Raw genomic sequence first — 19,483 nt, forward strand, 5'->3', positions numbered from 1 at the left:
GAGCGCGGACTGAGGAAGCCGGTGCGACTCCGGCGCGGTCCCGCCACTGTGATCGGCGAGCGGATCCCCTCAACGCCACCACCTTCCGGGGTGGGAAGGCGGGGACGAGCATCGACCCGAGAGCCAGGAGACTCACGCGCTCGCCTCCTCGACGAACTGGGGCGGATCTCCCCGGAGAGGAGCAGGCCATGGTGCCTGAACGACGATGGCGCGCCGCCGACCGCTCGGTCCCGCCGTGAGTAGTTCCTGACCTCTCCAAAAAACTGCCGGATTCGCCGTCCGGCCCATTTAGTCATGCCCTTTTTGAGAATGGAGCCTGGAACTATGGAAGCGGCGCCGGAAAAGTCCGTCCGCAGCGCACTTGAGGAAATAACCGAATTCGGTTCGTTCTTCGCTCCGCATCTTGGCGGCGACCCCGCGGGATGGCATGACGTGGCCTCCGATTACGCGGGTGGATTCGCCGACCTGGTCGCGGCCACCGCCTCCAAGTACGGCACCCGTGAGCTGCGCATCGGCGCCTCCATCGCTCAGCTGAGCCACGCGGCCCGCCTCTGGTCGCCCGTCGTGGGCGCTGTGCTCACCCACGGAGTGATCCCCGACCTGACCCGGCTCGACCGCGCCGACGCCGACGCCCGCCTGCGGCTTCCCACGCTCGCCGGCTGGCGTGCCGGCACGGAAGAGCAGGTCACCGCCCTGCTCTATGACATGGTGGTGCGTGGCCACCTCGAACCGTTCGCGCGCGGCCTGCGGGTGAAGGTCGCCTCCGGCCTGCTGTACGGCAACGCCGCCTCGGCCGTGGCCGAAGCCGGACGCGCCGTCGCGAGTGCCCGGCCGGAGCTGGCTGTTTCGGCCACCCGGCTGGTGAACCGGCTGCTGGCCATGGGAGGGCTGGCCGGGAAAGGCTCCCTCACCTCACCGGAACTCGCATTCCGGCGCACCACGTGCTGTCTCTATTACCGGGTGCCGGACGGCGATAAATGCGGCGACTGCGCGCTGCTGGACACATGAATTCTTGAAATCCCGACGGGCCTGTGCCTAAAGTTCTCGCGAAGAGTTCGCAACTGCACAATGCGTGCAGAACACCGAAGGAGGACGCACATGGCGCACCACGGTTTCGCCGAACCCGATGACCCCCAGACCTGCCTGAAGTCCCACACCCCCGCGGTGGACTCGCCGTTCGAGTGGCGTGAGGACGACGACGAGTAAGACCTGATTTCCCCGGTCCCGGCACACCCAGGAAGGTCTTGCTCATGATCCGCGAAGTGCGCCGGGACCGGCCACTACACCCCGTCGTCGCCGGCATGGTCTCGTACACCGCTGTTCAAGGGACGGAGGTGACCGGCGGCGCGGCCCTCGGTGACGACGACGCGGCTCGTCTGGCCGCGATCGGTGAGGCGGTCGAACGCCACTGCGCCAACCAGGTGCCCGACGACCTGATCAGGGCCGCCCACCGCGACCTCGCCGAACCCGCGCTCGACCCCCGGGACTTCGCCCTCTACTCACCCGCCCAGTACGCGGCCAAGGGCTTTCCGTTCGTCCCGATGACCAGGGAGCTGGAGATCGCCTGGGTGCCCGCCGAGGACCTGACCTCGGGGGAGCGGGTCCTGGTGCCCGCCTCGCTGGCCTACGTCAACTACTTCACCGGCCCACGCCGCGGCGAGCCGTACACGAACTATCCGGTCCTGGCCGGAACCGCAGCCGGCCCGACGCGGGAGCGGGCGAGGCGGGCGGCCCTGCGTGAAGTGCTGGAACGTGACGCGGTCACGCTCTGGTGGGCCGGCCGCCACGAAGCCGCCCCGCTGCCGGCGCCCGGGACAGGCCCGCTGGCCGCAGCGATGGAAGAAGCGGCGGAATCCGGGCTGAGGGTCACGCTGCTGGAGATTCCATCGGAGTTCGGGGCGATCGTCGCGGGGGTCTTCGCCGAGGATCGCGAGCGCGGAGTCGTGGGCTTCGGCAGCGCCTGCCGGGACACCATCGAGGAGGCCGCCGCCAAGGCGTTCACCGAAGCCATCGGCACCTACGAGACCGGACGCGCGCTGCTGCGCGTGGACCCCGGGCCGCCGTACCTGCCGCGCCGCGCCGACCGCCGCTACCTCGACGACCTGCGGCGCGGCTGGCGTTCGGTCAACGACGTGCGCCTGCACGTCCAGCTCTACCTGGACGAACGCCTGCAGGGCGAGACGCTCGACCGGCTGCGCCACCCGGCAGGATCGCCCGCCACGGGTGAGGCGAGCTTCCGGGCCTACGCCGTGGACCTCACCGTCCCGGGCACGGACCTGCATGTCGCCCGGGTCATCGTGCCCGGGCTGTTGTGCAACGCCCCGGCCGCGTTCCCCTTTCTCGGCGGGACCCGGATCCCGCCGTCATCAGATCTGACCCCGGTTCCCCTGCCCTTCGCGTGAACCCAGGAGGAGACAAGACATGCGGCTCGGACTTGCGATGGGCTACGGCGGCGAGCCGATGGAGGAGGTGCTGCCGACGATCCGGCACGCCGAGAGCATCGGCGTCGACTCCGTGTGGAGCGTGGAGGAGTACGGACCTGACGCCGTCAGCGTGCTCGGCTACCTCGCCGCCGTGACCGAGCGCATCGAGCTGGGCACCGCGATCATGCAGATCCCGGCCCGCACTCCGGCCGCCACGGCCATGACCGCCATGACGCTGGACGTGCTGTCGCATGGCCGGTTCCAGCTCGGCCTCGGGCTGTCGGTGCCGTGGATCGTGGAGGGCTGGCACGGCCTGCCGTACGACCGGCCGCTGCGCCGCACCCGCGAGTACGTCGAGATCGTGCGCAAGGCGATCGCGCGCGAGGATCGGGTGGAGTACGCCGGGGAGCTGTACCGCCTGCCGTACACCGGGGCGGGCTCGACGGGGCGGGCGCGGCCGGTTCGCTCGGAGATGACCCCGCTCCGCCCGCGCATCCCGCTGTATCTGGCGGCCATCGGGCCCGGCAACCTGGCGCTCACCGGTGAGCTCGCCGACGGGTGGCTGTCGGGGATGTACGCGCCCGAGCACGAGGCCGCCATCCTGGCTCCGCTGGACGCGGGCATCGCCAAGGCCGGTCGCACGGCCGGAGAGGTGAAGATCTGCCCCATTCTGTACGTCGCGCACGCGGCAACCGTCGAGGCGGGCAGGGAGCGGTTACGTCCGCTCTACGCCCATCTGATCGGTGCGGCTTCACCGGGCGTGCGCAACACCTACGCCGACGTCGTCGTCCAGATGGGGTACGAGGGCGCGGCCCACGACATCCGCAAGCACTTCGCCGCCGGCGACCGTGACGCCGCCACGGCCGCGGTGCCCGACCGGCTGCTCGACGAGGTGGCCTTGATCGGCCCGATCGAGGCCATGACCGAGCGGCTTGCCGTGTGGCGGGAGTCGCGGGTGGACACGGTCATCCTGCTCGATCGCGACCCGGCCCTCCTGGAAGCGGCACGGGCCGTGCTGTGAGACGCATGTGGGCACTGACGGTGCCGTTGCTGGTGGCGGGGCTGACGCAGATCGTCGTCAACGTCGTCGACACCGTCATGCTGGCCCGCCACTCCACGACCGCGCTGGCCGCCTTCGCGCTGGCCGCGCCCGTCTACCTGATCGCCCTGGTCGTGGTACGCGGCTGGGCCACCGCCGTGCAGATCAAGGTGGCACAGGCGCACGGCGCCGGCACGCCCGCGGCCGTGGTCCGGGTCGTCCGCGTCGGGCTGGGTACCTCGCTTCTGGCCGGTGCCGCGATCGGCGCCCTTCTGTACGCGGTCGCCGGACCGGTGCTGAGCCTGCTGGGCGCCTCCGCCGAGCTGGCCGGGCCGGGCGTGGAGTACCTGCGGGTGCTGGCGTTCGCGGTGCCCTTCGCCGCCGCCTCCTTCACGCTGCAGAGCGCCTGTTCCGGGGTCGGGGTGACCCGGGCGGCGATGTGGCACGCACTGCTGGTCAACCTGGTGAACCTGCCGCTCGGGCTGTGGCTGATCTTCTCCGCCGGGCTCGGCGTCACCGGCGCGGCCCTGGCCACGCTGGCGGCCACCGTCGCGGGCACCGCGTTCCTGCTGGCGTACGGCCGCGCCCGGCTGCCCCGCGTGGCCGCCGGCGGCCGGCCCGTGGCACGGGACCTGTGGCGCATCGGCTGGCCGGAGATGAGCGCGATGGGCGTCGGCTACCTCAACGAGGCGCTCCTCGCCGGCTTCGCCGCCCGGATGGGCACCCCGGAGCTGGCCGCGTACCGGATCGTGGACAATCTGCTGCTCATCGTCTTCACCGTGATGGCCTCGGCTTCGGCATCCATCGTCATCCTGGCCGGGCAGGAGATCGGCGCGGGCCAGACGGACCGGGCGGTGCACTGGCGGCGCACCGGGACCCGGCTGCTGCTGATCGTCTTCGCCGTGCCGGCCGGGTTGCTCCTGCTCGGCGGTACCACCGTCCTGTCGTGGTTCAGCGACAACCCCGAGGTCGTCGCGCTGGCCTGGCAGGTGGTGCCGCTGGCCATGCTGAGCCTGGCGCCCATGGTGCCCGCGATGGCCTCCGGCAGCTTCCTGCGCGCCCAGGGCGACACCCGCTCGGTGATGCTGGCGAACGTCGCCTGCGACTACCTGCTGCTCATCCCGCTCTCCTGGCTGCTCGGCCTGACCCTCGGCCTCGGGCTGCCCGGGATCTACCTGGCGTGGAACGCCTTCGCGATCCTCCTGGCCGTGCTTGTGGGGTTGCGTGCCCGGCGCGGCTTGGTGATGTCAACAACCAACGAACGGGGAGAATGATGTCATTAGCACATCGGACCGCTGTGGTCGTCGCGGCCACGGCCCTCATGGCCGCGTTCGCGAGCCCGGTCGCTCAGGCCGAGACACCTGACACGCTCGTCCTCAAGCTCACGCCCACACCCGTCGCGCACCTGCGGCAGGAGCTGGGATCGTTGAGCACGACGGCGCTGGAGATTCTCGGTGGTGATCGAGGCGAGTTCCGCGGCGGCTATCTGGCCCCCGAGGGCAGCGTGGCAGCCGCACTGACCACGTTCGAAGACACGTGGAACCTCAGCGAGCGCAAGCCGCTGTACATCGACGCGCTCCGCGTGCCCGCTCAGGCCGCCGCCCAGGTCAAGAACGTCCTGAAGGGCTACGTGACCGCGGAGACGGCCGTCCCGTCCACCACACCCGTCACCGTGATCGACGACAGGGTGAGCGCGGTCCGCCCCCAGCCCGTCTCCGCGGCGGTCGCCGCCGAACTCGACGTGCCCGACCGGGGCATGACCCTCGCGCTGAACCAGCAGGGCCACCGCGGCATCCGCCACTCCTTCTTCGGCCTGAGCAACAGCAACGGCGCCTACGGCTCCGGCTACAGTTTCTACGCCTACGAGCACGACACCAAGGTGTTGTCCGTCAACGGCGGCTGCAACGACAACGACTTCTGGATCCTGCGCAACGGTGGGCTGGGGTGGTCCAGCAACCTGCCCGGCGCCTACTTCGACACCAACGCCAGCGACCCCTGCAACACCCAGGACATGACCGTCGGCTCCTGGAACGCCCACCAGCTCAACGGCGGGACGACCTACACCGTCGACACCTGGGGCGGCCACGGCGGCGCCGTACTGTCGCACATGAACCTCACCGCACAGGCGTTGCGTATCAAGAGAGAGAGCCCCAACTGCAGCGGCGACACCCCCAAGCCCTGGTGTGTCGGCGTCGACTTTCCCACTCCGATCGGCCGGAGCGTCCGGCTGATCTCGCTGAACCCGGTCATGATCCCCGCCTGCTACTCCTGGCGTGCCGGTGGGGGCGGCGAGCGCTGCTGAGTCACACCCTGTCGTACTCATGAAAGGAATCCGTGAAAAGGATCACCGTGTGCCGGGACTGCTGCTGCGGCAGCGTCCGGAAGGTGCCCGCCCTCGACCATGACGAGCAGATCCGCCGGCTGGCGGAGGTCTCCGACGTCCGCGTCACCGACTGCCTCGACGTGTGCGACCAGGCCAACGTCGTCATCGTGCAGCCGACGCCGGAGGGGCGGGCCGCCGGCGGTCGTCCGGTGTGGCTTGCGCTGGTCAACGACGAGGGCGCCACCACGGACGTCGCCGACTGGATCAGCGCCGGCGGCCCAGGACTGGTCCCGCTGCCGCCCATCCTCGAACTGCACCGCTTCACACCGCCTCGACGTCTTCGCCCACGGGCATCGGACCGGACCGAGCTCATTGCGTTTCTTGGAGAGTCCTAGTCGTGCACGAGGAATCGTGGGCTGGTCAAGGCCGGTTCCCCTCGACACGGCTTCGCCCGGATAAGTCCTGAAGACGTGTGCGACGATATCGGCGTAGGCGACGGCGGAACGAGGAAGCCGGTGTGAATCCGGCGCGGTCCCGCCACTGTGATCGGCGAGCGTGCCCCGACAATGCCACTGCCTCTCGTGGGTGGGAAGGCCGGGGTAGGCGCTGACCCGAGAGCCAGGAGACTCACGCGGTCGCCTCCTCGAGAAATTGGGGCGGATCTCCCCAAGAGAGGATGGACCGTGAGCACGACCGTCTCCCTCCTGGAGCGCCGCCCCCTCGCACGCCGTGATCGCTGTCGAGGAATGGCGGTCGCGGCCTTCCCCTCCAGGAGAATCCGTTGGGTTTCTTTCGCCCTGTCGGCGGAGCACTGCTCGCCCTCGCGCTCGTCACCGGCTGCGCGGGTACGGCCCAGCCCGTCAGGCCATCGGCCGCCGCCGACGGCCGCTGCGTCACCGCCTATGACCCGGCCAAGGACTACTTCCCGGCCAAGCAGACGCTGAAGCACGCCGGCAACTTCACCCTCACCTACGCCAGGCACTACCAGACGATCACCGTCAAGCAGCCCACACCCGGTGCCAAGCCGGAGACGTACGTGCTGCTGCGCTGCGGCACGCCCGACCCGAAGGTGGCCGGGGCCACCGTGGTCGAGACCCCCATCGAGTCGCTGTATTCGGCCTCCACCACACACCTGCCCTTCGTCACGGAACTCGGCGTGCTCGACCGGCTCAAAGGCGTGGCCTCCGCCGGGTTCATCACCTCGGCACAGGTGCTGGCGAAGGTGAAGGAGGGCGCCATCACCGAGTACGCCAAGGGTCAGGAGGTCGACACCGAGAAGGTCATCGCCGCCAAGCCGGGCGTGCTGATGACCGGCGGCACCGAGGACAAGGCCTACGGCCCATTGCGCCAGGCAGGTGTCAAGATCGTCGCCAACGCCGAGTGGCTGGAGAGCTCCCCGCTGGGCCGCGCCGAATGGATCAAGCTGATGGCCGCGCTGACCGGCACCGAGCAGCAGGCGACCCAGGTGTTCGACAAGATCGAGAGCGACTACCGGGCGCTGACGGGCAAGGTCAAGGCGGTCACGCCGGTGACGGTGCTGCCCGGCCAGATGTACGAGGGTCAGTGGTCGATCGCCAACGGCGGCAGCTACGTCGCCCAGCTGATCAAGGACGCGGGTGGCAGCTACGCCTGGGCCGACACCCCCGGCCCCGGCAGCAGCACGCTGGACCTGGAGGCGGTGCTGGCCAAGGCCAAGGACGCCAAGGTCTGGCTCGCGACCGCCGCTGAGTGGAAGGGCCTATCGGACGTGGAGAAGGCCGACCCGCGCTACGCCAAGTTCGCCGCCTTCACCTCGGGCGAGATCTGGTCGTCGAACAAGGCGCTCGGACCCGGCGGCGGCAACGACTTCTACGAACGCGGCGTCGCCCGCCCCGACCTGATCCTCGCTGACCTGGTCGCCATCCTCCACCCCGACCTCGCCCCCGGCCACGAGTTCGCCTTCTACCAGAAGATGACCAAGTGACGGCTCTCGCGGTCGTCCCAGTGGCCTACCGCCGCCGGGCGCTTGCTCTGCTCGCGATGACGGCGGCGGTCCCGTCCGCGTTCGCGCTGGCGGTCACGCTGGGCTCCACACCCGTCCCGCTGGGCGAGGCGCTGGCCGCACTGATCCGCTCTCCCGCCGCCCACCCCGCCGTTCAGGAGATCATGTGGACGGTACGGCTGCCGCGCGCCATCACGGCGGCGCTGGCCGGAGCGGCCCTGGCGGCGGCGGGCGTGCAGATGCAGACGCTGTTCCGCAACCCACTGGCCGAGCCGTACATCCTCGGCGTCAGCTCGGGCGCCAGCCTGGGTGTCGCCCTGGTCACGACCGGGATGGGCGGTGCGGCCGGGGCGTTCACCGCAGGGCTGGCCGGGCTGGGCAAGGCGAGCGTCGTGGTCGCCGCCTCCGCCGGTGCCGCGGCCGTGCTCGCGCTGGTGCTCGCGCTGTCCCGGCGAGTGCACTCGGTGGTGACCCTGCTCGTCATCGGCGTCATGGTGGGGTCCGCTTCGGTGTCGGTCATCACCTTGCTCCTGGTCTACACCGATCCGCAGCGGGCGCAGCAGTTCATCAGCTGGGGCCTGGGCAGCTTCGCCGGGACGACCTGGGCGGATCTGGCGCTGTTCGCACCCGTGGGCCTGGCGGGCCTGGGCGCGGCGCTGGCCGGGGTCAAGCCGCTCAACGCGCTGCTGCTCGGTGAGAGCTACGCCCGCACGATGGGCGTGCACGTCCGGCTGGTGCGCACGCTCACGTTGCTGGTGGCCTCGGTGCTGGCCGGGGCGGTGACCGCCTACTGCGGCCCGGTCGCCTTCCTCGGTCTGGCCGTACCCCATGTGACCCGGCTGCTGCTGGGCACGGCCGATCACCGGCTGCTCATGCCGGGCGTGATCCTGCTCGGCGGGGCGACCGCCCTGTTGTGCTGCGTGGCCACGCAGGCGCCGGGCAGCGGCGTGGTGCTGCCGTTGAACGCCGTCACCACGATCGTCGGCGCGCCCGTCGTGGTCACCCTGCTGCTGCGCAGCCGCGCGGCCCGGACCGGACTGGCGGTGTGACGATGTCCCTGCGCCTGGAGGCGCTGTGCGCGGGCTACCCGGCACGCCGCGGACGAGGGGAGCGGAGGGTCCTGGACGGCCTGGCCGCAAGCGCCGCTCCCGGCGAGCTGACCGTGCTGATCGGCCCCAACGGCAGCGGCAAGTCCACCCTCCTGAAAACCATGGCCGGGCTCCAGCCGCCGCTGACCGGACGGGTGCACCTCGACGGGGAGGTCCTCGGCTCGCTGTCTCCCGCGGAGGTGGCTCGCAAGCTGGCGGCCGTCCTCACCGAACGCGACCTGCCGCCCCTGCTGAGCGCGCGGGAGGTGGCCGGACTCGGCCGCCACCCGCACACCGGCTTCACCGGCCGGCTCGGCCCGGCCGACCACGCGGTCGTCTCCTGGGCGCTGAGCGCGGTCAACGCGGGTCATCTCGCCGAACGCCAGGTCAGCGAACTGTCGGACGGCGAGCGGCAACGTGTCCTCATCGCCCGCGCCCTGGCCCAGGAACCTTCGGTGATCCTGCTGGACGAGCCCACGGCCTTCCTGGACGTCACCTCTCGGGTCGCCCTCATGGGCCTGCTGCGTACCCTGGCCCGTGATCGTGGTCTGGTCATCGTGGTGTCCACCCACGACCTGGAGCTGGCACTTCGCGTAGCCGACCGGGTGTGGCTGGTCACGGCCGAGGGTGTCCTGCACACCGGTACACCGGAGGAACTGACCGAGAACGGCCTGATCGGCGCCTGTTTCGACGGCGAGGAGCTGTCCTTCGACCGGCAGGCAGGAGTGTTCACGCTGAACCCGGCACGCGCCCGCCCCGTACGGTTGCCCGACGACCCGTTGCTGGAGCGCGCCCTGGCCAGGGAGGGCTGGCGCCGGGATGCCGCCGGGGCCGTCCAACTGGCCGTGGATCACAGGGAGGGCGGATACGCGGCCGCCTACGACGGGCGAACCCCTTGGTTCCCCACCATCCCCGAGGTCGCGGCTTGGGCTCGGCACCTGCACGACCACCCCGTCCTTCTCCCGGCCGCCCCCGCCGTCGCCGTGGCCGGCACCAGCACGCTGGGCGGCTACTTCGAACTGGAAGTCGGTCCACCCGGTGACGGATGGCAGCCGTTCACCGACCTGTCCGCAGACCCGTCAGCCCTGGCCGGCCGCATCGACTCCGTCGCAGAGCGGCTCGGTACCCAGGAGAGGCGCGTCGCCGCCTCGATCCTGTTCCAGGGCCTGGCCGCGCGCCTGTGGTCGCCCGTTCTCGGCGCGTTCATCGTCCACGACCTGCTGCTCGACCTGCCGCCGCAAGACCTGCACTGGCGACCTGTCCCCAGCGGACCGCTGCCGCTGCGGATCGCCCGCCCGACCGGATGGCAGGCCGCCGACCCGAGCGCCGCCATCGAGCCGATCTACCGCAACGTCGTCACCGAACTGCTCGAACCACTCGCCGAAACCACCCGCGGCATCGTCAAGCTGGCACCCGGCCTGCTGTGGGGCAACGCCGCCTCCTCCCTGGCCGGGAGCATCCGCGCGGTGCTGCGCCGGCACCCCGAGCTGACCGCGCGGGCGGTTCCCATCGGTCGCGAGTTGTTGCGGACCAAGCTGCTGAAAGGCACAGGCGACCTCGCCGAGCCCGGCCGCCCGTTCTTCGTCCGGCGCAGCTGCTGCCTGTACTACCGACTGCCCGGCGGCGGCAAGTGCGGTGACTGCGCCCTCATCCCCCGAAACCAGTCAGGAGCCCCATCGTGAACCACACGGTCGTCGAGGAACACGGCAACGGAACCCTGCACGTCTGGCCCCTGCCCACCGACGAGGACAACCTGCTGAACCTGGTCACCTTCCTGTTCGAGCGGCACTGGGAACACATCTGGTTCGGCGTGATCATCCAGGGCGCGGCCTGGGAGGTGGCCGCGCCCAACGCCCCTGAGCGCATCAGCATGTACGACGGCTACGTCACCGTCGACTTCGGCCGCTGGCACTTCCACCTGTGCATCGGCGAGCACACCGCCAGCGGCCCCGAACTCGGCGCCATCCGCCGGTGCGCCCGGGCCGAGCTGTATCGCCGCGTCGACGACGAGGGCATCCCCACCTCCTGGGGAGTGCGCCTGTTCAACGGCCGCGACGAACAGCTCATGACCGTCCTGCTGCCCAACCCCTTCCTCACCGACCGCCAGCAGATCCTCGATCCTCCCGACTTCGACCGGCTGGCAGCGTGGGATGAGCTACGCGCCACCTACTTCGGCTCGGCCCCTGACCCGCTCGACCGAACCGGGAAAGGGTTCAGACACGGTTGAGTCCCGCCCATCGGACACGGCCGATCTTGACCACGGCGGCGGCGGTCTCCAAGGGCGATTGCTGCCCGGGGGAGCAGGAGGCGGCCACCACGAGCTGGTCGGCGAGCTCCGAAACCGCCGCGCATGTGGTCACTGCGGTATCGACCTGTCCGGTGCCGGGCGAGCAGCCGTCCACGACGGCGGCCACGATCGTCGTGCGAGGCAGGCCCCCCAATCGGGCGAGGCCGTCGAGGTTGCCGGGCGTGGTCACGAAGTCGACCGCGATGCTCTCCACCCGTGACGCGCCCAGCACGGCCAGCGCTGGACCGGCTTCGCCCGAGCACAGGCACACCAGCAGCCGGGGGCGGTTGCTCAGCTCGCCCAGCCGCTCGTAGGCGTACGCCAGGTGACGCAGGTCCGCGGGATCGGCCGGCGGGGGTTCGTCGAGCTGGACCTCCTGAGCTCCGGCGGTGGCCAGCCGTTCGAGTAGTTCCGCGTACGGCTCCAGGAACGCGTCCAGCAGGCGGAGCCGATGATCGCCGCCCATGCTCCGCAGGAAGGCGAGCGGCCCCGGCAGCACGGGCCGCATCTCGAAGCCGAGCCGCCTGACCTCATGGTAGGCGGCCAGCGGCGCATTGCGGTCGAGCCGGAAGCGGGTGGCCCGGGTCAGCGGCCCGGTCACGCCGAAGGTGGCGGCCGAGGCGAAGGCGGGGTCGTGGAGCGGCAGGTCGGTCAGGCGGAAGTTCCGCCAGCCTTCCCACAGATCGGCGGTGGCCGCCGGGCGTCCGAGCACGGTGGTGCGTTGTCTCACGTCGGGTCCTTTTCCCTCGCGGAACCCCTGGGGGCCGCGTGCCGGGTGGCACACGGGCGGTGGCAGGTATTCGGACTCGCGGGCGTCTCACACGTGTCTACTGGCCGTCGCTTCCCAGGCCGGAGCCCAGTGCTTGTGTGGACGGCGGTCGTTCCCGCTCACCGCTGCGGGGCAGTCCCGGATTCACACCGGGTTCCCTCTTACGCCGGTCCCTCGTGAGGGCCGGACCAGCCGCAGAAGGAAGCATAACGGGCCGGTAGCCTCCCCCGTTGAAATGAGGTACACGTGCGGTTTGACGGGACGTCTGTCTCTCCGCCTGGGATCATGCTCTGCGACATTTTGGCCGGTCGCCGACAGCGCGGTCGTCGAACCGAGGTCGCGTAGAAGGGCCGCGGGCAGGGGCGTCGCACAGCCCGCGCGCCGGTGCCGTCAGCCGTCCCACCGGGTGGCCCGAGAGCCACACCCCACATCACGTGTCGAGAGAAGTGTCACGGGAGGTGTCGCTCCATTTGGCCGACGTAGGAGCTGAGGGGGCGGATGAGGGAGTTCGCAGTCAGTTGCTCGGCTATGTGAGCACTCCAGCCGGTGATGCGGGACATGACGAAGATGGGGGTGAAGGTGGGGATGTCGAAGCCCATGAGGTGGTACGCGGGGCCGGTCGGGTAGTCCAGGTTGGGGTGAATTCCCTTGGTCCGTGCCATCGCGTCGGCGAGAGCGTCGTACCGCTTCATGAGATCGTCGGCGTTCCGCAGCCGCGCCAGGTCGCGCAGCGCCGCCTCCATGGTCGGCACGCGCGAGTCGCCGTGTTTGTAGACGCGGTGACCGAAGCCCATGATCTTGCGCTTGTCCGCCAGGGCCTGCGCCAGCCAGGCCTCGGGGTCGCTCATCTCGGCGAACATGTGCATGACGGCCTCGTTGGCTCCGCCGTGCAGGGGTCCCTTCAACGCGCCGATGGCGGCGGTGACCGCGCTGTAGAGGTCGGACAGCGTGGAGGTGACCACGCGGGCGGTGAAGGTGGAGGCGTTGAAGCTGTGCTCGGCGTAGAGGATGAGGGAGATCTCGAAGCAGCGCACGACCTCGGGTTCCGGGATCTCACCGAAGCACATGTGGAAGAAGTTCTCCGCGAAGCCCAGCTCGGGGTCGGGCTGGATCGGCGCCTGTCCGCGGCGGCGGCGCTGGTTCAGGGCGACGACGGTGGGCAGGCGGGCGAGCAGGTCGAGCGCGGCGTGCGGGTTGGCGTCGGCGTCGTCCTCGCGCGGGTCTTCAGCGCCGAGCTGGCTGACTGCGGTGCGCAGCACGTCCATCGGGTGGCAGCTCTCCGGGAGCTTGGCGAGCACGTCCAGCGTGGTGCGCGAGAGGGTACGGCGGGCTCGCTCGGCCGCCTCGAACGCGCGCAGTTGCCCGGCATCCGGCAGCTCGCCGTGCCACAGCAGATAGGCGACCTGCTCGAAGCCGCAGGCGGCGGCGAGCTCCTGCACCGGGTATCCGCGGTAGGTCAGGGAGTTGCTGTCGGGGTTGACCATGGAGATCGCGGTCGTGTCCGCCACGACGCCGGCCAGGCCCTTGCTGATGGTCATCGGTCCTCCCGGTAGCCGTGGGTGAGCACGTCGGCGTCGAAGGTCGCGTAGCCGGAGTAGTCCAGCAGGTCGTACAGCTCGCCTCTGGTCTGCATGCGCTCGACCAGCCCGGCCTGGGTGCCCTCAGCGTCGATGATCTTCAAGGACTCGGTGACCGTGCCCATGATCAGGCGGAACAGGGTCACGGGGTAGATGACGACGTTGATGCCGAGGTCGCGCAGGGTCGTCGTGGTGAGCAGGGTCGATTGGCCGAACTCGGTCATGTTGGCCAGGATCGGCACGTCGACCGCCTTGCGCATGGCCTCGAACTCGGCGGCGTCGGCCAGCGCCTCGGGGAAGATCAGATCGGCTCCGGCTTCGGCGAACGCCTTCGCTCGCTCGATCGTCGCGGCCAGTCCGCCGGTGGTGCGTACGTCGGTGCGGGCGCAGACGACGAAGTCGGGGTCGCGGCGGGCGTCCACGGCGGCGCGCAGGCGGCGCACCGCGTCGGGTAGCGGGCTGATCGTCTTGCCGTCCAGGTGGCCGCAGCGCTTGGGGTTGACCTGGTCTTCGATGTGGCATCCGGCCAGTCCGGCGTCCTCCAGGATCTGGATGGTCCTGGCGGTGTTCATCGGCTCGCCGAAGCCGGTGTCGGCGTCGACGAGGGTGGGCAGGCCGGTGACCCGGGCGATGGCCTGCGAGCGTTCGGCGACCTCGCTGAGCGTGGTCAGGCCGATGTCGGGCAGGGCCAGGTCGGCGGCGAGCACGGCGCCGGACACGTAGACGCCGTCAAATCCGGCCCGCTCGATGGCGCGGGCTGACAGCGGGTTGATCGCGCCGGGAAGGCGCAGCAGCTCGCCCCCGGACAGCCCGGCGCGCAGAGCGCGGCGCTTGTCGTGCGGCGTGGTGCGGGAGTGAAGCATCAGAAGATTCCCTTCGTCCCGGGCACGGAGCCGATGCCGGCTTCCAGGTTGAGCGCGGCCACCTCGGCGGCCGTCAGGCCGGCGAGGCGGGTGGCCAGGTCCAGGAAGCGATCCTTTTCGGTCTCGCTCACAGCTCCGGCGGCCAGCGCCCGGAACTTGGCGATGTAGTCCGCGCGGGCGAAGGGCCGCGCGCCGTCGGGGTGGGCGTCGGCGACCGCGCGGGACTGCTCGATGGTGCTGCCGTCGGCGAGCTCGACCACCACGCGGCCGCCGAAGGCACGGCGCTCGGGGTGGTGGTAGGCGGCGGTCCACTCCGGGTCCTCCAGCGTGGCGATCTTCCGCCACAGCTCGACGGTGTCCGGTCTGGCCGCCCGCTCGGGCAGGTAGGAGTCGACATGGTGCCAGGCGCCGTCCTGCAGGGCGACGGCGAAGATGTAGGGCAGGGAGTGGTCGAGCGTCTCCCGGCTGGCGGCCGGGTCATACTTCTGCGGATCGCCCGCGCCGCTGCCGATGACGTGGTGGGTGTGGTGGCTGGTGTGGATGGTGATCCGCTCCACCTTCGCCGGGTCGCCGATCCGTGCGCGCAGGTCGATGGCCAGGTCGATGAGGGCCTGCGCCTGATACTCGGCGGAATGCGCCTTGGTGTACGTGCGCAGGATGCCGCGGGTCGCCTCGCCCGGCGCGGGCAGCTCCACCGCGTACTCGGCGCCGGGGCCGGACAGCAGCCAGGCGATGACGCCGTCCTCACCCTCGTAGATCGGCGCGGGCGCCCCCTGGCCGCGCATCGCCCGGTCAACCGCCTCGATCGCCGCCTTCCCGGCGAAAGCCGGCGCGTACGCCTTCCAGGAGGAGATCTCTCCCTTGCGTGACTGGCGGGTCGCGGTGGTGGTGTGCAGGGCCTGGCCGATCGCGTGATAGATCACCTCCACCGGCAGCCCGAGCAGCGCGCCGATCCCGGCCGCCGCGGACGGGCCGAGGTGGGCGACATGGTCGATCTTGTGCTCGTGCAGGCAGATGCCGCCCACCAGCGCGACCTGGACCTCATAGGCCACCGCGATGGCGCGGGCCAGCTCCGCGCCTGTCCGCCCCAGATGCTGGGCGACGGCGAGGATCGGCGGGATGTTGTCGGCCGGATGCGAGTAGTCGGCGGCCAGGAACGTGTCGTGGAAGTCCAGCTCCCGTACGGCGACGCCGTTCGCCCAGGCGGCCCACTCCGGTGAGACGGACGGCCCGGCCACCCCGAAGACGCCGGCGCCGCCCGAAGCCGCGCGATGCGCCAGCGCCTGGTCCCGGGCCGCCGCCACCGGCGGTCGGAGCAACGACGCCGCGGCGACACCCGCGTTGTCGATCACCCTGTTGGCGATCATCTCCGCTACGTCGGGGTCGGGGGAGGGGGCGTGCACGGCGAGCTCGGCGAGCTTCCAGGCCAGTTGCCCGGTGACCGGCAACCGGTCGGCACTGGGGCTGACCCGGACGACATGGGTGACCATACGACTCCTTGCGAAGACGGCGAAGGCTGTCCTGCGAGCATCACAGGTGGCCGCTCTGGCAGGCCAGTGACGTCATCTGCGAAGTTTCGCGAAGCATGAGAGCGATTTTGCGAAATTTGTGAAGAGTGTTCTTCGCATAGGCTGTCCTCATGGGCAAGATCTTCGTGGGGCCGAGGCTGAAGGCGCTGCGCCGCGACCGGAAGGTCAGCCAAGTCCGTCTGGCGGAGCTGCTCGGCATCTCGGCCAGCTATCTCAACCAGATCGAGCACAACCAGCGGCCGCTGACGGCTCCGGTCCTGCTCCAGCTGAGCGACGTCTTCGGCCTCGACCCCGAATTCTTCGCCCCCGAAGACGGCACCCGGCTCATCGCCGACCTGCGCGAGGCGCTGGCCGGTCAGGAGATCTCCGCCGTCGCCCTCGCGGACCTGGCCGCCGCCAGCCCCGAGATCGCGCGGGCGGTAGCCGGACTGCACCGCCGCTACCTGGCCGCCACAGAACACGCCGCCGTCCTGGCCGGCGCGCAGCCCGTCGCGCCCGCGCCGTACGAGCTGGTCCGCGACTTCTTCTACGACCGGCACAACTACGTCGACGAGCTGGACCGGGCGGCGGAATCGCTGGCCGACGGCGATGACCCGGGACGGCTCGCGGCGGCCCGGCTGGCCGGTCACGGCGTGCGCGTCGCGGAGGACGGGAGCGCGCGACGCCGCTATGACCCCCACACCCGGGTACTACACCTCGCGCCGGGCCTTGGCTCCTCCCAGCGCGCCTTCCAGCTCGCGACCCAGCTGGCCCTGCTTGAGCACGCCGATCTGATCGCCGGTCTGGTCGCGGACGCGGGGTTCACCGATGCCGACGCCGCGGCGCTGGCCAGGATCGGGCTGGCCAACTACTTCGCCGGGGCGCTGCTCCTGCCGTACCGCCGCTTCCGCGACGCGGCCGAGCATCACCGCTACGACCTCGACCGGCTCGCCGCCGACTTCGGCGTGGGCTTCGAGGCCGTCTGTCACCGCCTCAGCACCCTGCAGCGCCCCCGCATGCGCGGCGTACCGTTCTCCTTCGTGCGCGTGGACCGGGCCGGCAACATCTCCAAGCGCCAGTCCGCCACCGGCTTCCACTTCACCAGGGCGGGCGGAAGCTGCCCGCTGTGGAACGTCTACGACGCCTTCACCACCCCTGGCCGCCTGCTGAGCCAGGTGGCCGAGATGCCCGACGGGCGGCGCTACTTCTGGGTCGCGCGGACCGTGGAGCGCCGCCCTCCCCGGCATGGTTCACCGGGGTCGCTGTTCTCCATCGGGCTCGGTTGTGAGCTGCGGCACGCCCACCGGCTCGTCTACGCCGACGGTCTGGACCTCGCCACTCCGCAGGTCATGCCGATCGGCCTGGGCTGCAAGGTGTGTGACCGAGACGACTGCGCCCAGCGTGCCTTCCCGCCCACCGGCACCCAGGTGCGGGCCGACGAGCATGTGAGCGGGCTGGTGCCGTACACCACGCCCTGATCGATAGGCCAGCAGGATGGTGTCGGCCTGCCGGAACCACTCCCCGATGGGGGCAAGCCGGCCCTCGCCGCCGTGGGGCCCTGGTCGCCTGGCTGTCCGTCGGGGAGCCCGACCTCACCACCGGCCCGGTGCTCTTCACTGAGCCACGCGTCCTGGTGACCACCTCCGGCCGCCCGCTGTCCCGGGGACCGGTCTCGCTGGAAACGCTGGGCGACGTGCCCGTCCTCGACGGGCGAACGAACGGCCGGCGCAACGTCCCCGAATACTGGGAGAACGCCTACACCCCCTTCTTCACCCCCAAGGGGCGGTCCATCGAACGTTCTCCCGAGCCGGTGGCGAGCCTGGAAGACCTGTTCACCCGGGTCGCGGCCGGGGAAGCCGTCCAGCCCCTGAGCGCCCATGCCACCCGCTACCATGCCCGCCCCGGCGTCACTTACGTGCTCATCCACGACAGCCCGCCGGTCCGTTGGGGACTGGTCTGGCGCAAGGGCGCCGAGATCCCGCCGGTCCGCGCTCTCGCCCGGGTCGTCCTCGACCTGGGCCCGCTGGTCAGCGCGTACGCTTCGCCGCTGGACGACGGAAGGTCCGGGGCGACCGGGCGGCGGCGCACTCGGCCCCAGGGCGTCGGTGCGCGGAGCCCCTGTCATGCGGATGGAATTGCGGTAGATTTGATAATCATTTTCTAATGTAGTGTGATAAACCTAAGATCGGAGCGCGTCCTTCAGGTCGATCGGTGGTGCCTCCAGCATGCCGACCTGTCATGCTCAGCTGGTCAGGCCGCCGCCCCCGGTGGCGTGGCCGTGCGCCCTCCTCCCGGCCGTGCGGGCAGTCCGCCCGGCCGTGCACCGTCGGCCTCCGGGGGGTTGCGCATGAGCCGCGCCAGCCACACCAGTACGGCCCAGCCCACGATCACGATCACATGGTGGGATTCCCGCAAGGGCTCGGTGGCGGCGCCGTACAGATCCCAGAGCGCGGTCGCGGTGAGGATCACCGCACCCGCTGTCGCGAGGGGCAGTATGCCCCAAACCGTGTGCGGCCGCAGCGCCGCGGTGAGGAACCCGACCCCGAGCGCCAGGTTGAATGCCCCTATTTCCCGAATGTCGTGGATGGGGCCTGTATCTAAAATAAAGTCGGGCTTAATAACCATTGCGTATCCAATCGCGATTTGGCAGGTGGCGAGGGCGCCCAGGAGCACGCGCGCCAGTCGTAGCGGCCAGGCGGGCGGCACGGGCCGCGAGGCCAGGTGGCGCATGACGCGGTCGGTGAGGTCGGGCGGGGGCGGCAACAAGCCGGGCAGGCCGCGGCTGAGCTCACCGGCCCGGCTCAGCCAGTCGCCGCATGCCTGGCACGCGTCCAGGTGCGCGCGCAATTCATGGATGCCGACCTCCGGCTCCTCGTTGTCGATCAATACAGAGAACGCCTCTCGAGCCTGCCTGCATTGCATATCGGTTCGCCTCTCTCGTGCAGGTAGTCGCCGCCGGGCCGAACGGGGTTCCGCGGCTGCTCCCTGATTCATGCCACCATCTCCACCCCCCGAAGAGGAACCCATGGACGAACTCACGCGACTCGCCATCGCGGCCAGGCACGGCGACACGGAGACGTTACGTGAGTTCGTCGCCGCCGCGTCGCCCGAGGTCTGGCGGCTGTGTGCCGCGCTCGCCGACGTGGACAGCGCCGACGACCTCACGCAGGAGACCTTCGCCCGGGTCTGCGTGGCGCTGAAGCGCTATCGCGGCGAGGCGAGCGCCAGGACCTGGCTGCTGTCGATCGCCAGGCGGGTCGTGGCCGACGCGATCAGGAAACGGGTCCGCGTGCGCCGGATGGAGGAAGCGGTTCTCGCCCAGCCCGCCGGTGCCGAGACCGCCCCGGACATGGCGGGGGAGATCGAGCTCCGCCTTCTGATCGCGGCTCTGCCCGTCGCGCGCCGGGAGGCGTTCGTACTGACCCAGGTGCTGGGCCTGTCCTACGAGGAGGCCGGCCGGGTGTGCGGGTGCCCGGTGGGAACCATCAGGTCACGGGTGGCGAGGGCACGCGAGAGCCTGCTGGAACAGCTGTCGGACGACGGCGGATGGCGAACCGCATGGAACTCCACGCGTGTTGGCGACGACCATCTTGGGTGAATGGTGACAAGGCGCCAAGCAAACGGG

Annotated in this window: 18 protein-coding genes and 3 riboswitches; of the genes, 13 read left to right on the forward strand and 5 right to left on the reverse strand. The window is 70.6% G+C overall.

What is annotated here, in order from left to right; genetic code table 11:
- Positions 1 to 10 precede the first annotated feature (10 nt).
- Positions 11 to 134, forward strand: a riboswitch (cobalamin riboswitch).
- 298 nt (positions 135 to 432) lie between these two features.
- The 10 genes from ACFWY5_RS41085 to ACFWY5_RS41130 all read left to right on the forward strand — a co-directional run bounded on the left by ACFWY5_RS41085 (position 433) and on the right by ACFWY5_RS41130 (position 11,081).
- Entirely contained in the window at positions 433 to 1,008 is a 576-nt protein-coding gene (locus ACFWY5_RS41085; protein WP_379638058.1) for a (2Fe-2S)-binding protein, read from the forward strand.
- A 242-nt stretch (positions 1,009 to 1,250) separates the two neighbouring features.
- Positions 1,251 to 2,402, forward strand: a complete 1,152-nt coding sequence (locus ACFWY5_RS41090) for a YcaO-like family protein (RefSeq protein ID WP_379638059.1) — start codon at positions 1,251 to 1,253, stop codon at positions 2,400 to 2,402.
- A gap of 19 nt (positions 2,403 to 2,421) precedes the next feature.
- Positions 2,422 to 3,444 (forward strand): LLM class F420-dependent oxidoreductase, encoded by a 1,023-nt coding sequence (locus ACFWY5_RS41095; RefSeq protein WP_379638060.1) that lies wholly within the window; start codon positions 2,422 to 2,424, stop codon positions 3,442 to 3,444.
- A gap of 5 nt (positions 3,445 to 3,449) precedes the next feature.
- The gene (locus ACFWY5_RS41100) at positions 3,450 to 4,736 is read left to right on the forward strand and encodes an MATE family efflux transporter (protein WP_379638061.1); all 1,287 of its coding nucleotides are present in this window, start codon (positions 3,450 to 3,452) and stop codon (positions 4,734 to 4,736) included.
- Entirely contained in the window at positions 4,736 to 5,764 is a 1,029-nt protein-coding gene (locus tag ACFWY5_RS41105) for a hypothetical protein (protein WP_379638062.1), read from the forward strand. Before ACFWY5_RS41100 ends, ACFWY5_RS41105 begins: the two co-directional genes overlap by 1 nt.
- Positions 5,765 to 5,796: 32 nt before the next feature.
- Positions 5,797 to 6,180, forward strand: a complete 384-nt coding sequence (locus ACFWY5_RS41110; RefSeq protein ID WP_379611079.1) for a (2Fe-2S) ferredoxin domain-containing protein — start codon at positions 5,797 to 5,799, stop codon at positions 6,178 to 6,180.
- 58 nt (positions 6,181 to 6,238) lie between these two features.
- A riboswitch (cobalamin riboswitch) is annotated at positions 6,239 to 6,435 on the forward strand.
- Between the two features lie 131 nt (positions 6,436 to 6,566).
- A complete protein-coding gene (locus ACFWY5_RS41115) occupies positions 6,567 to 7,748 on the forward strand; it encodes an ABC transporter substrate-binding protein (RefSeq protein ID WP_379611080.1) in 1,182 nt (393 codons plus the stop codon).
- Entirely contained in the window at positions 7,745 to 8,815 is a 1,071-nt protein-coding gene (locus ACFWY5_RS41120; protein ID WP_379638063.1) for a FecCD family ABC transporter permease, read from the forward strand. The genes ACFWY5_RS41115 and ACFWY5_RS41120 overlap by 4 nt, the downstream gene beginning before the upstream one ends.
- A 2-nt stretch (positions 8,816 to 8,817) precedes the next feature.
- Entirely contained in the window at positions 8,818 to 10,536 is a 1,719-nt protein-coding gene (locus ACFWY5_RS41125) for an ATP-binding cassette domain-containing protein (protein ID WP_379638064.1), read from the forward strand.
- A complete protein-coding gene (locus ACFWY5_RS41130) occupies positions 10,533 to 11,081 on the forward strand; it encodes a hypothetical protein (protein WP_379611083.1) in 549 nt (182 codons plus the stop codon). Before ACFWY5_RS41125 ends, ACFWY5_RS41130 begins: the two co-directional genes overlap by 4 nt.
- Here the strand turns inward: ACFWY5_RS41130 and ACFWY5_RS41135 are convergent.
- From ACFWY5_RS41135 to ACFWY5_RS41150, 4 genes are all read right to left on the reverse strand, one after another.
- Complete coding sequence (locus ACFWY5_RS41135; RefSeq protein ID WP_379611084.1) at positions 11,068 to 11,871, reverse strand: hypothetical protein; 804 nt, start codon at positions 11,869 to 11,871, stop codon at positions 11,068 to 11,070. The two genes, ACFWY5_RS41130 and ACFWY5_RS41135, sit on opposite strands and share 14 nt — an antisense overlap.
- Before the next feature lie 43 nt (positions 11,872 to 11,914).
- Positions 11,915 to 12,118: riboswitch (cobalamin riboswitch) on the reverse strand.
- Positions 12,119 to 12,359: 241 nt separating this feature from the next.
- Entirely contained in the window at positions 12,360 to 13,448 is a 1,089-nt protein-coding gene (locus ACFWY5_RS41140) for a bifunctional 2-methylcitrate synthase/citrate synthase (RefSeq protein WP_379638065.1), read from the reverse strand.
- Complete coding sequence (prpB, locus tag ACFWY5_RS41145) at positions 13,445 to 14,350, reverse strand: methylisocitrate lyase (RefSeq protein WP_379638066.1); 906 nt, start codon at positions 14,348 to 14,350, stop codon at positions 13,445 to 13,447. The genes ACFWY5_RS41140 and prpB overlap by 4 nt, the downstream gene beginning before the upstream one ends.
- Positions 14,350 to 15,840: an MmgE/PrpD family protein gene (locus ACFWY5_RS41150; RefSeq protein WP_379638067.1), complete on the reverse strand. Its 1,491-nt coding sequence runs from the start codon at positions 15,838 to 15,840 to the stop codon at positions 14,350 to 14,352. Before ACFWY5_RS41150 ends, prpB begins: the two co-directional genes overlap by 1 nt.
- 149 nt (positions 15,841 to 15,989) lie before the next feature.
- Here ACFWY5_RS41150 and ACFWY5_RS41155 point away from each other — a divergent pair, with 149 nt between their 5' ends.
- Both ACFWY5_RS41155 and ACFWY5_RS41160 read left to right on the forward strand, forming a co-directional pair.
- Positions 15,990 to 17,336: a short-chain fatty acyl-CoA regulator family protein gene (locus ACFWY5_RS41155; RefSeq protein WP_379638068.1), complete on the forward strand. Its 1,347-nt coding sequence runs from the start codon at positions 15,990 to 15,992 to the stop codon at positions 17,334 to 17,336.
- Between the two features lie 128 nt (positions 17,337 to 17,464).
- Positions 17,465 to 18,022: a LysR substrate-binding domain-containing protein gene (locus ACFWY5_RS41160; RefSeq protein WP_379638069.1), complete on the forward strand. Its 558-nt coding sequence runs from the start codon at positions 17,465 to 17,467 to the stop codon at positions 18,020 to 18,022.
- Positions 18,023 to 18,108: 86 nt separating this feature from the next.
- Here the strand turns inward: ACFWY5_RS41160 and ACFWY5_RS41165 are convergent, their stop codons facing one another.
- Positions 18,109 to 18,909 (reverse strand): zf-HC2 domain-containing protein, encoded by an 801-nt coding sequence (locus ACFWY5_RS41165; RefSeq protein WP_379638070.1) that lies wholly within the window; start codon positions 18,907 to 18,909, stop codon positions 18,109 to 18,111.
- Here ACFWY5_RS41165 and ACFWY5_RS41170 point away from each other — a divergent pair.
- The gene (locus ACFWY5_RS41170) at positions 18,884 to 19,456 is read left to right on the forward strand and encodes a sigma-70 family RNA polymerase sigma factor (RefSeq protein WP_379611091.1); all 573 of its coding nucleotides are present in this window, start codon (positions 18,884 to 18,886) and stop codon (positions 19,454 to 19,456) included. The genes ACFWY5_RS41165 and ACFWY5_RS41170 overlap by 26 nt on opposite strands.
- Positions 19,457 to 19,483: the final 27 nt, after the last annotated feature.

The organism is Nonomuraea sp. NPDC059007 (assembly GCF_042740555.1).
In the GTDB taxonomy this organism is placed as follows: domain Bacteria; phylum Actinomycetota; class Actinomycetes; order Streptosporangiales; family Streptosporangiaceae; genus Nonomuraea.

What these genes read in the sequence shown, in the direction of transcription:
- prpB (WP_379638066.1), bottom strand. Translation starts at nt 14,350, where the DNA reads ATGCTTCACTCCCGCACCACGCCGCACGACAAGCGCCGCGCTCTGCGC.
- ACFWY5_RS41150 (WP_379638067.1), bottom strand. Translation starts at nt 15,840, where the DNA reads ATGGTCACCCATGTCGTCCGGGTCAGCCCCAGTGCCGACCGGTTGCCG.
- ACFWY5_RS41105 (WP_379638062.1), top strand. Translation starts at nt 4,736, where the DNA reads ATGTCATTAGCACATCGGACCGCTGTGGTCGTCGCGGCCACGGCCCTC.
- ACFWY5_RS41165 (WP_379638070.1), bottom strand. Translation starts at nt 18,909, where the DNA reads ATGGCGAGTCGCGTGAGTTCGTCCATGGGTTCCTCTTCGGGGGGTGGA.
- ACFWY5_RS41140 (WP_379638065.1), bottom strand. Translation starts at nt 13,448, where the DNA reads ATGACCATCAGCAAGGGCCTGGCCGGCGTCGTGGCGGACACGACCGCG.
- ACFWY5_RS41155 (WP_379638068.1), top strand. Translation starts at nt 15,990, where the DNA reads ATGGGCAAGATCTTCGTGGGGCCGAGGCTGAAGGCGCTGCGCCGCGAC.
- ACFWY5_RS41170 (WP_379611091.1), top strand. Translation starts at nt 18,884, where the DNA reads ATGGACGAACTCACGCGACTCGCCATCGCGGCCAGGCACGGCGACACG.
- ACFWY5_RS41095 (WP_379638060.1), top strand. Translation starts at nt 2,422, where the DNA reads ATGCGGCTCGGACTTGCGATGGGCTACGGCGGCGAGCCGATGGAGGAG.
- ACFWY5_RS41125 (WP_379638064.1), top strand. Translation starts at nt 8,818, where the DNA reads ATGTCCCTGCGCCTGGAGGCGCTGTGCGCGGGCTACCCGGCACGCCGC.
- ACFWY5_RS41100 (WP_379638061.1), top strand. Translation starts at nt 3,450, where the DNA reads ATGTGGGCACTGACGGTGCCGTTGCTGGTGGCGGGGCTGACGCAGATC.
- ACFWY5_RS41090 (WP_379638059.1), top strand. Translation starts at nt 1,251, where the DNA reads ATGATCCGCGAAGTGCGCCGGGACCGGCCACTACACCCCGTCGTCGCC.